The sequence below is a fragment of the Ruegeria sp. CL6 genome (assembly GCF_056536465.1).
Genome location: NZ_JBQFPR010000002.1, coordinates 540,071 through 552,449, shown reverse-complemented (window position 1 = coordinate 552,449; position 12,379 = coordinate 540,071). Strand labels below are relative to the sequence as shown.

The following is a 12,379-nucleotide window of genomic DNA, read 5'->3' as shown; positions in this document are numbered from 1 at the left end:
GACTAGGGCGTATTGTACCTATCTCACCGGGTTTCTTGGCTTTTTGTTAAGGATTCTAGGATCAGACTGAGGATGTAACCACACTGGGGCATCTTATGCATGGTCTGATCAATCGGGCGGTACAGTCATTTGTTTGTGCGACCTACGGGCAGTCGTGCTGGCTGAAAGTGACCGAAGCGGCAGACTTGGGTTTCTCCGAGTTCGAGGCGATGCTTGTCTACGATGACGATATGACCCTTAGGGTTCTGGATGTCCTCTGTGCCAAGCTGAAACGGGCCCGCGCTGAAATCCTCGAAGACCTTGGCACGTATCTGGTGTCGCATCCCAACATGGAAGGATTGCGGCGTCTGCTGCGGTTCGGAGGGGAAACGTACGTCGAGTTTCTGCATTCGCTGGACGATTTGTCTGACCGGGTCAGGTTGGCAGTCTCTGATCTGAGGCTTCCAATGCTTGAGCTGCGAGAGCTGTCGCCGGCAGAGTTCCAACTGTACTGCTATCCGGGTCTGCAAGGCTATTCCATTGTAATGGTTGGCGTTTTGCGGGCCATTGCAGACGATTACGGGGCGTTGGCCATGTTGTCGCATGACGGCCGCAAGGGTGAGGTGGATGTAATTTCCATTGTCTTGATCGAAAGCGCCTTTGCAGAGGGTCGCCATTTCGATCTGGGGGCGCGCAGATCATGATGGAAACCGCTGATCTGACCGGGCTGTTAGAGATGTTATGCCCCATGTTCGTGCTGGTGGACGAACAAGGTGAGATAAAATTCGTTGGACCAACCCTGCAAAAGCTCCGACCGAAACAGCCAATGCAGGGTCGAAATTTTCTGGACGTTTTCGATCTGGTGCGCCCGCGCTCTGTCACCACAACGTCGGCGCTGTTGTCCCTAGCCGGTGCGAAACTGCACCTGAAGTTGAAGGACGAACCCCGCACCGCGCTCAAGGGGCTGATCGCACCGCTGCCCGGCGGCAAAGGGGCAATCATAAACTTGTCTTTCGGTATTTCGATCCTGGACGCCGTTCGGGACTACGCGCTGACAAGCGCTGACTTTTCCGGGACGGATCTTGCCATCGAACTGCTTTATCTGGTCGAGGCGAAATCAGCAGCGATGGAGGCGTCTCGTTCGTTGAACCTGCGTTTGCAAGAGGCCATGCTTGCGGCTGAGGAGCAGGCATTTACGGATATGCTGACCGGGTTAAAGAATCGCCGGGCAATGGATGTATTTCTGGGGCACATGACGTCTGGCAATGTGCCCTTTGCATTGATGCATCTGGATTTGGACTACTTCAAATCCGTCAACGACAGGCTCGGCCACGCGGCAGGTGACTTTGTCCTTCAACAAGCTGCACGCATCATGGAGGAGGAGACCCGAAATGACGACCTGGTGGCGCGTATTGGCGGCGACGAGTTCGTCATTGTGATAAAAGGCTCAATAAATCAGAACGTTTTGGCCTCGATTGCTCAGCGGTTGATACAACGACTCCAGCAGCCAAAGGACTTTGAGAATGAGACTTGTCGGGTGTCCGCTAGCATTGGCATAGCGATGTCCACTCAATTCAGTGACCTGAAAAAAGAAGGGCTACTAAACGCGGCAGATCAAGCCCTGTACCAAGCAAAACGGATGGGACGATCCCGCTATTGTTTTTATTCGACGGCATAAGGTGCGTACGCACGGATAGGGCATTGTCGGCTTTAGGAACGACGACAGAGTGGAGTTGCCGAGCCGTGTCACATTTCCCTAGCGACAGCGGTTAGGACCTTTGCAATGTGCCGCTTAACGCGCGGAAGTTCCCCGACAACTGGCAAAACCCGACCTTGGAAAGAGGCGCGATCCAGCTCTTGCGGGATGTCCTCAAGCACATGGCCGCCCGTACTGGCAAAAAATGGCAGGCAGATTGCTTTTGCACCGGTACCCTCGGCCACTTCGGAAATGGATGGAGGTTCCTCGACGAACCCGACGCGCACCGATTGAAACGCCAGTACCCTATCGAGATTGCGTGCGAAAGTTCTGGCGACTTCCGACGGGTTGCGGCTGCGGCCCGATCCGTGCGCTGCCAATATGAGGTGCGTGCAGTTGGGCTCCCATTTGGTTTCCGCCAGGCTGTCTCGCAGGGCTTCCGAAGTCAGCGAGGGTAAGTTGGCGTCGGTGCCCAAAGGATCGAGAATACGCACAGGTCTGTCCCCAACGCGACTTGGCAGCGCGCTGGTCACGAACCACCCCTTGGCCATAAACAGTGGGTAGATAACTGTGTCATCGGGCAATTCATCCAGTTTGGATTCAAGCCTGCCAGGGGCGGCGAGCGTAGAGGACGTAACGGTTATGCCGTTGCTTAGATTGTTTACCTCGGCTGCATATGCGGCTAACGCTGCCTCGGCGGGCTCTGGGTCAGAAGGCTGACCGTGGGCAACGATAAGAGCGTGGGGCATTGAAGTCGTCCTGCTTGTTTTCGCGAAAGGTGTGTCCGGCATGGACAAAGTCAAAGTGTATTTCGAGTGGGTTACCCCAGCAATGTCAGCCAGAGCCACACCGTCAGAATGGATGCCGCCGTACCGATCAAAACCGAGGACACTGCGACCCGTTTTGCCCGCCCGTACATATTCGCAAAGATATAGGCGTTAAAACCGGGTGCCATGGCCGCATTCAAGACGCCGGAACGGAACAGATCCTGTGGCAGCCCAACCGTTGATCCAAACAGCCAAACCAGACTTGGGTGAAGCATAAGAGATACGCAACAGACAAATGCAATCGCACGCAAGTCGCCTTCGGGTTTGTATTTGACCAGAACACCGCCCAATGCGAACAACCCGCCGGGCAACGCTGCGCGCGTCATCAGGCCAAGCGCCTCATCCACGACCGCAGGGACTGCGATCCCCGAAAGGTTGACGGCAAAACCTAAGGCGATGCCGAGGATCAGGGCATTCCGAAACATGGCCGACAGGACAGACCGAACCATGAGCGCCCTGCCATTGCCGCGATTCCGAATTACCTCCATCACCGTGATGCCAACGCCATAGCAAAAGGGAGAGTGGAAGGCGATTATTGCGTAGTTGCCCGTCAGGTTCTCGGGCCCATAGGCGCGTTCTGTAATCGGCAGCCCCAGCAGAACCGAATTGGAGAACAGGCAGCAGAACCCGATGACGACACAGTCCTCCCAATCTCGATTGAAAATCAGGCGCGCACCGAACATTCCGACGCAAAAGCATAGCGCGGCGGCAGTGTAGAAGCTGGCGAGCAAACGCGGATCAAAGCTGGCGCTAAGGTCCAGGTGGGAAATCGCCAGAAACAGCAGGCATGGGATCGCGAACCCTTGGGTGAATTTCATCAGCCCATCGACGTGGACTTGCTTGAAATATCCCGCCCGAGTTGAGGCGTAACCCGCTCCAATCACAAGGAAAACCGGAAGAATTACATCAAGCAGGCTTTGCAGCATCTACCGCCCCACAAAAATTGCCGCGTTGGGCATGGTTATCGTGGTGCAGGCGGTCAGGGCGTCACAGCGCCTGATGGATCACCATGCCGTCGAAAGCAGGGGTGATGTGATCAGCGGTTTCCGCTTGGACCGTGGCAAAGTCGAGGTCGATATGCATGTTGGTCAGCACGGCGGTCTTGGGTTGCAGTTTTTCGATCCAACCCAACGTTTTTTCCAGATGTGCATGAGTAGGGTGCGGAGACCGCCGCAGCGCATCAATGATCAGGCAGTCCAACCCTTCCATCATCGTCCAGGCATCGTCGTAAATCTCGGCAACGTCGGGCAGATAGGCAAGATTGCCCATCCGAAACCCCAATGCGTCGATCGAACCGTGGTTGACCTTGAACGGACGGAAGGGGATGGGTCCTCCGGGGCCGTTGACCTCGAAAGGGCCATCAATGGTTTTCAGATCGAGGATCGGGGGATAAGGCGAGCTTTCGGGCTGAATGAACGCATATCCAAACCGTCCCAGAAGATCGTTTTGAGTGTCTCCATCCGCCCAGACGGGCACACGTTCACGCATGTTGAAAACGATCATGCGCAGATCGTCGATGCCGTGTACGTGATCTGCATGCGAATGGGTATAGACCACGCCGTCCAGACGGCCAGTGCCCGTATCCAGCAACTGACTGCGCATGTCTGGTGTCGTGTCGATCAGAACCGAAGTCGTCCCTTCGGGGCCGTCGCGTTCCACCAGCATCGAGCAGCGCCGGCGCACATTCTTGGGGTTCGTCGGATCGCAGTCGCCCCAGTGACCACCCAACCGGGGAACGCCGCCAGAAGACCCGCAACCGAGGATCGTACAGCGCAGCGTTGTCATGCAGCCGCCTTGTACGTTGCGGCCTTGGTGAACAGCCGGTCAAAATTCGCCTGCGTCTGGGCTGCGAATTCAGGGTAGTCCATTCCAAAAACCTCGGCCCCTTTTCGGGCAGTATGGGCCGTGTAGGCAGGTTCGTTGCGCTTGCCTCGGAACGGAGGTGGCGCCAGATAGGGCGCGTCGGTTTCGACAAGGATGCGGTCGACCGGGGCGCTGGCGAATATGTCCCGAAGCTCTTGGCTTTTGGGAAAGGCGGCGATGCCGGACATTGACAGGTAAAAGCCCAAGTCCAATGCAGCTTTCGCCAGGTCCGCCGAAGATGAAAAACAGTGCATAACGCAGGAATACGGCGCGTTGCGATATTCCTCGTTCAAAATCCGCGCCATATCATCGTCGGCAGCGCGGGCATGGATAATCAGTGGAAGGCCCGTCCGTTGCGCGGCTTCGATGTGGATGCGCAGGGATTGCTTTTGCACCTCGGCGCTATCGGCGGTGTAGTGATAATCCAGACCGGTCTCACCAATGCCCACGAATTTGGGGTGCTGTGAAAGAGCCCCCAATTCGTCAACGGTTGCCATCGGTTCATCAGCGGCGCTCATAGGGTGCGTTCCAGCGGCGTAGAAGACCGGCGCATGCGCCTCTGCGATCGCGCGGATGGTGGGTTCGTTGCGCAACCGGGTGCAGATCGTAACCATCCGGGTCACGCCTGCTTGGGCGGCTCGGGTCACGATCTCGTTCAACTGGCCATCGAAATCGGGGAAGTCCAGATGGCAATGACTGTCTGTTATTTGGGGCGTGTCGCTCATCTGCTCTGACCGGCGGTTTCCTGTATCTTGAACACCGTATCTAGGACCAAAGCGGCAGGGTCAAGGTTCACGGCCTGACCATGTCGCGCCCGTGATGTGACCAGGGCTGCCGTGTCCGCCCATTGGCGGGCCTGATGGGGGGATCGGGACAAGCGGGACAACAGTTCCGCCTCGCCGGGGGCTGCTTCTGGCATCGGCGGCGCACCTGATGCGCCGGTGACAGCCAACCGCGACAGAGCGATCTCGGTCAAAGTGAGTAGCAATTCAAAGCGTTCGGCCGCACCGCGCTGCGCCGCAGCTTCGGCCAATGCAAGCGCGCGCTGGCGATCCAACCTTGGAAGTGTGCCAAGTACGGCGATCAGTTCCGCGTAAATTTCCAACCCGCCCAGATTGATCAGACGCACGGCAGCACCGACTGAACCCGAAGCCAGGGCGGTCAGATGATCGGGGTTGCTGGGTGGCTCTGCTCCGGTTTGGGTCAAAGCCGTCAGCATATCCTCAGTGCCAAGCGGCGAAAGCCTGAGCGTCCGGCACCGGGACCGGATCGTCGGCAGCAGACGCGAGGGTTGGTGCGACACCATCAGAATCGTGGTGCGAGCCGGGGGCTCCTCTAGCATCTTCAGCAGGGCATTCGCCGCGATGACGTTCATCTCATCCGCAGAGTCCACGATGACAACCCGACGCCCACCGTCGGCTGACGATAGACCGAAGAACCGTCCGAGTTTACGGATATCCTCGGCCACGATTTCGTTGCGCATCTTTCCCTTGTCATTGACTGTCCGGATGATCGAGGCCAAGCCCGGGTCAGCTCCGGCCCGAATGCGGTGGGAAACAGGGTGATCCTCGTCAATATCCAGAGTCGCCGGCGGCGGAGGCGCACCGAAAAGGCCGTCTTCCTCGGCGACCGGCGTGGCCAGCAAAAACCGCGCAATACGCCACGCCAATGTGGACTTCCCGACACCGCGTGGCCCGGTCAGCAACCAGCCGTGGTGCAGACGATCCGAGTTGTATGCGGTCAGAAACGCTTGCTCGGCCTCGGATTGCCCGAAAAGCTGTCGGGTTTCACGCGGGTGAGGGGCACCGGGTGCCTGATCCGGGGGCTGGGGTTCGTCGCTCATCAGTGGTTTACCGCAAAGCCTGTTCAACGATTTCTGTCACATCTTGGGCGACACTGTCCATGTCCCTGTTGCCGTCGATCACGCGAAACCGTTGAGAAAACTCATATGCAAGGGCAAGAAAACCGGCCCTCATTTTTTGCTGAAGGTCCAGGCCGAAGTCTTCAAACCGTTCTTCCGTTCCCTGACGCCCTTTGGCGCGTGAAAGACCGGTTTGAGGGTCCATGTCGATCAGAATGGTCAGATCAGGCTCGCGACCAATCATCAGGCGGTGCAACTGGTCCACGAGCCCACGCAAGTCACCGCGTGAAAGCCCTTGATACATTCGGGTGCTGTCGGCAAAGCGGTCGCATATCACGACTTTGCCAGCGGCCAGGGCGGGTTCGATCGTGCGCTCCAGGTGGTCGCGTCGCGCGGCAGTGAATAGCAGAATTTCTGTCTCGGCGGACCACCGGTCGGGGTCGCCCTCAAGCACGAGCCTGCGGATTTCTTCGGCCCCTTCGGACCCGCCAGGTTCGCGGGTCAGGACAACGTCGTGACCCTTGCTGCGCAAATGCTCTGCCAGCTTGTGCGCTTGCGATGACTTGCCTGATCCATCAATGCCTTCAAAGGTCAGAAACAATCCGGTACTGGTCACAGTGCGTCCAATGGATTGCCGATCACGTCAGTGAAAACAAGGCTGCCTACAGTCATCATCCGCACCACAAATCCGCCGGTTGCAACATCGTTTGCCGCGACCAGTGGGCGGCGGATTTCCGGTAGACCTTCGGGCTTGATGACCAACTCGGCCAGCTTCTGCCCCTTTTTGATCGAGTCTTTCGATGCGTCGACGGGTCCGTCGTAGACTATTTCGGCCTCGACATCCTTGTCGCCCAGAACAGGTAGAAGGAAAGTCAGATCACCATCGGGAACCAGCCCAACCGTCTTTTCCGCGCCCATCCAGACCTTGGCTTGGGCTATCGGCGCTTCGGCGTTGGCAATTGTCCTCTCGACAAAATTGCGAAACGACCAGTTAACCACGGCCTCAGCCTCCTCTGCGCGGCGAGCGGTACTGTCGAGCCCGGAAAGCACAAAGATCACGCGACGGTCACCCTGTTCGGCTGAGCCGACAAGCCCGTATCCTGCCTCTTGCGTGTGGCCGGTTTTCAATCCATCCGCACCGATACCCAGCTTGAGCAGGGGGTTGCGATTGCGCGAGTTTGAAGGCGCGCGGCCATCGAATTCAAACTCCTCCTCGGCGAACAGAGGGTAATATTCCGGAAAGTCGGTGATCAGTCGATCCGCAAGAACTGCCAGGTCATGAACCGACATCAAATGCCCTGCTGCGGGCCAGCCGTTGGAATTGGCGAAATTCGAGTTGTCCATGCCCATCTGTTCGGCGCGCTGGGTCATATAGCGTGCAAACCCGGCTTCGGTTCCGTCGGGGCTGAGTGCTTCGGCAATCACCACACAGGCATCGTTGCCGGACAACACGATTATGCCCCGCAACAAATCTTCGACCCGGACGCGGTCCTGCGTGTTCAGGAACATGGTCGAGCCGCCATAGCTCATGGCGTGTTCCGAAACGGGCAGTTCTTCGTCCAGCGTCAGGCGGCCGTCACGCAGCGCCTCGAATGCGACGTACAGTGTCATGAGTTTTGACATCGACGCCGGTGGCAACGGTTGGTCCGCGTCTTTGGCCAACAGGACGGTGCCAGTTGTTTGATCCATCACATAGGCAGCGCGCGCCGTTGTGTCGAATGCCTGAGCGGGCAGGGCGAACAGCGCCAGCCCGAGGGTCAAGACAGATGATCGCAATGAGGACAGCACTTGGGCCTCCTTTGTTTCAGTTTTTGACCAGGAAGGCGTCCGAGAAGCCCAGGTCTTTTACATCGCTTTGAAGGGCGATGCGTTCACCTCGTGTCGAGGCCGGGCCGACCAGAACCCTCCAGACAGATTTGTCATCGGTTTCAAGTTCGCGAACCTCGGCGGGCAGCCCGTTGCGCCGTATCTTATCAGCGGCACTATTGGCGTTTGCTTCGACGCCGAATGTGCCGACCTGAACATAAGGCTTCGACAGTGAGCCAGATGATCTTTCCGGTGCCGCCGTGCTGCTGGCAGGGGTCGGTTCAGAGGCTTCAATCGCGGCGGCAGCACCTTGGATCGGATCAAGCGGGGTTTCCGTGATTTCGTCGGCCGGTTTCTTTTGCCACCATTTCCGCTTGGTGGTTTTTTCCTCGGGCGGAGTAACCTCTGGGTCGCTCAAGGTTGCCGTTGGTGCTGCTTCTATGGTTGCTTCGACAGCTTCTGTCGTGGCTTCACTTGCCGTCTCGGACGCGGTTTCCGAAGCTACCGCAGCAGCACCTGCAGCGGCGGCGGTCGTTTCTTTCTTTTGCCACCATTTCCGCTTGGCAGGTTTTTCAGAGCCATCAGAGGCCGTTTCAGCCGCATCAACCTGGGATTTATCATCTTCCTGCGCCGAAGCCTGTTCCGTCGATTCTGGGGCTTCCTCGGGCTCGGGTTCAGGTGGCTCGACCGGTTTGCGGCGCAATGCAACGACCTGAACTTTGGTAGGAGACCCCGCGAGAATGCCCAGTTCCTCAGCAGCATTGGACGATAGCTGGAGGGCCGGTCCCGGCAGGTTTCGTTCCCGGCGGAACAGCGCGCCGGTGACGGTTTTGTTGTTCGCCGTGTTCTTGATGCGCACCCGTTCGGGCTGTGTAACATCAGGGTGGGCCACCCAAACGCCGCCCAGCGAAGGACGACCGTCCCACAAGCCAGCCTCGGACAGCTCGAAAACTTCGGGCGCTTCGACGTCATCGCGCTTGTTTCCCGTAGCATCCGGGAAAAGTTCGACTACGCCGTCGTTCTGGGCACTGTCAGTCGCGGCCTCGGAAGACACGTTGTCAGGTGACAACGTCTCATCACAGCCAGCCAGTACAGCAGAAATAACGGCCAGAACCGCCAAAGCTCGCGGTTTTGCGCGTGTCTCGGTCGCTCGCTTCATTTTGTCATCCCTTGCCTGAAGGGGCCTCGTTTCCTGAGCCCCGCCGCCGATAGCCGGTTCTGAATTGCCAGCCTGATACGGTCTTTCGAGTGGATCATAGCCTGCCCAATGTGTCATGGAAAGACCGCTGCGTGAGCTTCGGCAAGATTTCCCTATTTAGTCTTGCCACCGGTTTCGGTTGGCCTTAGACCCTGCCTCACGCGGGGAGGTGGCAGAGTGGTCGAATGCGGCGGTCTTGAAAACCGTTGGGCGTGAGAGCGTCCCCAGGGTTCGAATCCCTGTCTCCCCGCCACTCATACCTGTTTCACTTCAGCTGTGTTTTCTGACCCGGAATTGTGCCGCAATTCCCGTGCGTTGGCGCATGTGCTTTCAATCAGAGACAGAGCAGACCGTACACTCAGGGCGCAATTCCGGCCCTGGTCTCAGTGGTGCATTTTGGCGGGGTCGCTTTGGGGCGAATTTCCCTGATACCCGGCAATTTACAGGGAAATTTCGCGAAAAGGCTCTGAGTTCCGTCATTTCTCGGGTCAGAACTGCATATTTTACAGAGGTTTATGCTGCAAATTCCCTAAAACGTTAAACAGGGAATTTTCTTGCGGGAACAGAGAATTGTGCCGACGGATCAGGGAGAGCGAACCCCGTATCAGGGACGCCGGATCTGGAGGTGTTAGAAGCCGAACAGGCGCTCTTGCTCGGCCCAGTCAAGTGGGTGAGCCACGCTGACCAGGCGCTTGAGTGTGAGTTCGGGCGGCTGTGTGCCGTCGAGAATCGCGGCTTGAATCTTCGGTGAAAGAAACGCGAGCTGAGCACGGGTGCGGATGAAGGCGCCGGGGACGCGTTCGCGGCGTGCAATCTCCATCAGTTGAACTCCGGCTTTCAGATCGCGCGCCCAGCTATGGGCTCGGATCAGCATGGACCGGAGGTGGGGATCAGGTTGGGGTGCCATGTCTCCAGCGATGACCTTGGTCTCGACGCCGCGGCGGCGCAGATCGAAGGATGCTGTGATGTGGGTGAGATCTGGGTGCAGATGGTCGGCAGCAATGCAAATTGCGCTTGCCAGAGTTTTGGGGTTTAACTCGAGATCAATGTGTCCTCGTGCAATCTTGCCTTTGGTCAGAAGAGCAGCGCCGACCTGACCGGCTTGGCGTTGAAGCCGGGTTACTAAATCCGCAACTGAAGTCTGTACCGCCTCCGCTGACCCGGCCTCCGGCTGCGCCAGTACCTGATGCGCGGCGGCGGCGTCTTGCAGATGTCTGGCGATGACATCAATGACTGCGTGTTCCAGCGCCGGGCCGGGCAGTCGCCAGCCGGAGGTATCCTTGCCGCCCGAGATCAGCCGATTGGAGATGTAGTAGCGCAACCGTCGGCCTGTGCGCGTGGTGTGGGTTGGCGTCAACCGATCACCAGTTTCGTCCTGCAGCAGACCGGTGAGCCAAGCCCCGGGGTCAGTGGAGTGTTGGCGCTCATTGGGTGTAGGGTCTGCACGGGATCGCCGCGACGCTTGGCGCATTTTCTCCTGCACCCGGTCCCAAACGCCCTGGTCGATGATCGCCGGGTGTTGTCCGTTCCAGATCTTATCCTTGTGGCGGATTTTTCCGAGATAGACCGGGTTGCGCAGTAGGTAATAGATTTGGCCGCGTGAAAGTGGGCAATTCCCCTTCACGCTTCCATCCGTCCGAACAACGCGTTTTGACCGCAGGTCTGCTGCCGTTGCCCGTTCTTCTACTTGGCGCAGGCAACCCAGTTCGCCATAAACCCGAAAGAGATGCCGGACCGTTCTGGCCTCCTCCTCATTCACCACCAGCGTTCTTGCCTTCGGATCGGGGTGGCGATCATAGCCCAGGGGCAGGTTGCCACCCATCCAGAGCCCCTTTTTCTTCGACGCCGCTATTTTGTCGCGAATACGTTCGGCGGTGACTTCCCGCTCAAACTGAGCGAAGGACAACAGTACGTTCAGGGTCAACCGGCCCATGGAAGATGAGGTATTGAACGCCTGTGTAACCGAAACAAAAGAACAGTTTGCCTGTTCCAGCCGTTCGACCAGCTTCGAGAAGTCGGCAAGCGACCGGGTCAGCCGGTCGATCTTGTAAACCACCACCATGTCGATACGCCCTGCATCGATCTCTTCAAGCAGCCGTCGAAGGGCGGGGCGTTCGAGTGTGCCGCCGGACAGCCCGCCATCATCGTAGCGGTCTGGCAAAGTGGTCCAACCTTCGTGTCGTTGACTGGCGACATAAGCCGCGCAGGCCTCATATTGCGCGTCCAGGGAATTGAAGTCCTGGTCCAGACCATCTTCTGAGGACTTGCGCGTATAGATGGCGCATCGGATTTTACGGCGCGGGCTCATTTGGCGATCTTTCCGGTGAGTCCGAAGAAACGCGGCCCTGACCAATGCGCGCCGGTAATCTCTCGGGCGATGGCGGAGAGCGAGCGATAGGACCGACCGTTCCAGGTAAAACCATCCCCTGTCACATCGACCATATGGGTCACGCCATTCCACTCGCGCAGCAGGCGCCCGCCGGGCTTAAGAGCAGGGCATGTAGGCCGGGGCTTCTTCTTAGAGCCCTTTTCCAGCGTGGCTTTGACCTGCCGGGGTAGCCCGCCATGACGGCGGGACTGCATCTCAAAGGCGATAAAACGGCGCAGGAAGGGTTGGCTGAGCATGGTGGGGGCGGGTTGATCAAACAGTTGCTGCCAAAGCGTGACCAGATCCGATCGACCCATGGCGGCGAGATCGGCGACATCGCTCGTCTTGGTCATGACTCGCCGCCCTTGTTTGCTGTGAGGTGATATGTGGAAAAACCATGTGGCTTGTCGGATGCGCGCCGTTCAATTGTGACACCTTTCTTCCGTAACCCACTTAATGCCGCTCGGACCGAATGAGGCTGCCACCCTATTGTTTTGCAGAGCGCCTCAAGGCTGGCGCCACTCGGGCGGCGCAACAAGGCTTTTACCTTGTCAATTTTGGTTTGCTTCCGCTTGGCCATGAACTGTCTCCTCTGATCTTGGGTCAGCGAGATGCCGAACCCCGGTACCGAGGAGCGCCCGATTGGCTCGGGCGTAGAACCATTGGTGCGTGGTTTATAGCAACAGTCCAGCCCTTTCTGGAGCAGCCTCAGAAGGGGTGTGTTTTGCAGGGCGCTGCTGTTGTACCCCCGATTATTCGTCAACAATCTTAATTGGTTACG

At 58.0% G+C, this 12,379-nt stretch carries 13 protein-coding genes and 1 tRNA gene; 3 read left to right on the top strand and 11 right to left on the bottom strand.

Annotated features, from left to right (window positions below):
• Positions 1 to 95 precede the first annotated feature (95 nt).
• Both ACR0LH_RS07615 and ACR0LH_RS07610 read left to right on the top strand, forming a co-directional pair.
• Positions 96 to 683 (top strand): heme NO-binding domain-containing protein, encoded by a 588-nt coding sequence (locus tag ACR0LH_RS07615; protein ID WP_480720363.1) that lies wholly within the window; start codon positions 96 to 98, stop codon positions 681 to 683.
• Positions 680 to 1,657, top strand: a complete 978-nt coding sequence (locus ACR0LH_RS07610; RefSeq protein ID WP_480720362.1) for a GGDEF domain-containing protein — start codon at positions 680 to 682, stop codon at positions 1,655 to 1,657. Before ACR0LH_RS07615 ends, ACR0LH_RS07610 begins: the two co-directional genes overlap by 4 nt.
• A gap of 68 nt (positions 1,658 to 1,725) precedes the next feature.
• On the opposite strand, the gene ACR0LH_RS07605 is transcribed toward ACR0LH_RS07610, so the two are convergent.
• The 8 genes from ACR0LH_RS07605 to ACR0LH_RS07570 form a co-directional block, all read right to left on the bottom strand.
• Positions 1,726 to 2,424, bottom strand: a complete 699-nt coding sequence (locus ACR0LH_RS07605) for a CbiX/SirB N-terminal domain-containing protein (protein WP_480720361.1) — start codon at positions 2,422 to 2,424, stop codon at positions 1,726 to 1,728.
• A 71-nt stretch (positions 2,425 to 2,495) separates the two neighbouring features.
• A complete protein-coding gene (locus tag ACR0LH_RS07600) occupies positions 2,496 to 3,428 on the bottom strand; it encodes an AEC family transporter (protein ID WP_170793625.1) in 933 nt (310 codons plus the stop codon).
• 61 nt (positions 3,429 to 3,489) lie between these two features.
• A complete protein-coding gene (locus ACR0LH_RS07595) occupies positions 3,490 to 4,287 on the bottom strand; it encodes an MBL fold metallo-hydrolase (protein ID WP_170410795.1) in 798 nt (265 codons plus the stop codon).
• Positions 4,284 to 5,090: a TatD family hydrolase gene (locus ACR0LH_RS07590; protein ID WP_480720360.1), complete on the bottom strand. Its 807-nt coding sequence runs from the start codon at positions 5,088 to 5,090 to the stop codon at positions 4,284 to 4,286. The genes ACR0LH_RS07595 and ACR0LH_RS07590 overlap by 4 nt, the downstream gene beginning before the upstream one ends.
• Positions 5,087 to 6,208: a DNA polymerase III subunit delta' gene (locus ACR0LH_RS07585; protein WP_480720359.1), complete on the bottom strand. Its 1,122-nt coding sequence runs from the start codon at positions 6,206 to 6,208 to the stop codon at positions 5,087 to 5,089. The genes ACR0LH_RS07590 and ACR0LH_RS07585 overlap by 4 nt, the downstream gene beginning before the upstream one ends.
• Before the next feature lie 7 nt (positions 6,209 to 6,215).
• On the bottom strand, positions 6,216 to 6,842 hold the full coding sequence (gene tmk, locus ACR0LH_RS07580; protein ID WP_480720357.1) for a dTMP kinase: 627 nt from the start codon (positions 6,840 to 6,842) through the stop codon (positions 6,216 to 6,218).
• A complete protein-coding gene (locus ACR0LH_RS07575; RefSeq protein WP_170803596.1) occupies positions 6,839 to 8,014 on the bottom strand; it encodes a D-alanyl-D-alanine carboxypeptidase family protein in 1,176 nt (391 codons plus the stop codon). The genes tmk and ACR0LH_RS07575 overlap by 4 nt, the downstream gene beginning before the upstream one ends.
• 16 nt (positions 8,015 to 8,030) lie before the next feature.
• A complete protein-coding gene (locus tag ACR0LH_RS07570; RefSeq protein ID WP_480720355.1) occupies positions 8,031 to 9,191 on the bottom strand; it encodes an SPOR domain-containing protein in 1,161 nt (386 codons plus the stop codon).
• Positions 9,192 to 9,393: 202 nt separating this feature from the next.
• Between ACR0LH_RS07570 and ACR0LH_RS07565 the strand changes: the two genes are divergently transcribed.
• Positions 9,394 to 9,483 (top strand) — tRNA-Ser (locus tag ACR0LH_RS07565).
• A 375-nt stretch (positions 9,484 to 9,858) separates the two neighbouring features.
• Here the strand turns inward: ACR0LH_RS07565 and ACR0LH_RS07560 are convergent.
• From ACR0LH_RS07560 to ACR0LH_RS07550, 3 genes are read right to left on the bottom strand one after another with little or no spacing between them, the layout of a single operon-like run.
• Entirely contained in the window at positions 9,859 to 11,538 is a 1,680-nt protein-coding gene (locus ACR0LH_RS07560; RefSeq protein ID WP_480720353.1) for a recombinase family protein, read from the bottom strand.
• Entirely contained in the window at positions 11,535 to 11,951 is a 417-nt protein-coding gene (locus ACR0LH_RS07555; RefSeq protein ID WP_480720351.1) for a DUF2924 domain-containing protein, read from the bottom strand. The genes ACR0LH_RS07560 and ACR0LH_RS07555 overlap by 4 nt, the downstream gene beginning before the upstream one ends.
• On the bottom strand, positions 11,948 to 12,178 hold the full coding sequence (locus tag ACR0LH_RS07550) for a DUF3489 domain-containing protein (RefSeq protein ID WP_170752101.1): 231 nt from the start codon (positions 12,176 to 12,178) through the stop codon (positions 11,948 to 11,950). Before ACR0LH_RS07550 ends, ACR0LH_RS07555 begins: the two co-directional genes overlap by 4 nt.
• Positions 12,179 to 12,379 lie beyond the last annotated feature (201 nt).

Excerpts from the sequence above, each read along its gene's own strand:
- ACR0LH_RS07615 (WP_480720363.1), top strand. The coding sequence starts at position 96 with ATGCATGGTCTGATCAATCGGGCGGTACAGTCATTTGTTTGTGCGACC.
- ACR0LH_RS07610 (WP_480720362.1), top strand. The coding sequence starts at position 680 with ATGATGGAAACCGCTGATCTGACCGGGCTGTTAGAGATGTTATGCCCC.
- ACR0LH_RS07605 (WP_480720361.1), bottom strand. The coding sequence starts at position 2,424 with ATGCCCCACGCTCTTATCGTTGCCCACGGTCAGCCTTCTGACCCAGAG.
- ACR0LH_RS07600 (WP_170793625.1), bottom strand. The coding sequence starts at position 3,428 with ATGCTGCAAAGCCTGCTTGATGTAATTCTTCCGGTTTTCCTTGTGATT.
- ACR0LH_RS07595 (WP_170410795.1), bottom strand. The coding sequence starts at position 4,287 with ATGACAACGCTGCGCTGTACGATCCTCGGTTGCGGGTCTTCTGGCGGC.
- ACR0LH_RS07590 (WP_480720360.1), bottom strand. The coding sequence starts at position 5,090 with ATGAGCGACACGCCCCAAATAACAGACAGTCATTGCCATCTGGACTTC.
- ACR0LH_RS07585 (WP_480720359.1), bottom strand. The coding sequence starts at position 6,208 with ATGAGCGACGAACCCCAGCCCCCGGATCAGGCACCCGGTGCCCCTCAC.
- ACR0LH_RS07570 (WP_480720355.1), bottom strand. The coding sequence starts at position 9,191 with ATGAAGCGAGCGACCGAGACACGCGCAAAACCGCGAGCTTTGGCGGTT.
- ACR0LH_RS07560 (WP_480720353.1), bottom strand. The coding sequence starts at position 11,538 with ATGAGCCCGCGCCGTAAAATCCGATGCGCCATCTATACGCGCAAGTCC.
- ACR0LH_RS07555 (WP_480720351.1), bottom strand. The coding sequence starts at position 11,951 with ATGACCAAGACGAGCGATGTCGCCGATCTCGCCGCCATGGGTCGATCG.
- ACR0LH_RS07550 (WP_170752101.1), bottom strand. The coding sequence starts at position 12,178 with ATGGCCAAGCGGAAGCAAACCAAAATTGACAAGGTAAAAGCCTTGTTG.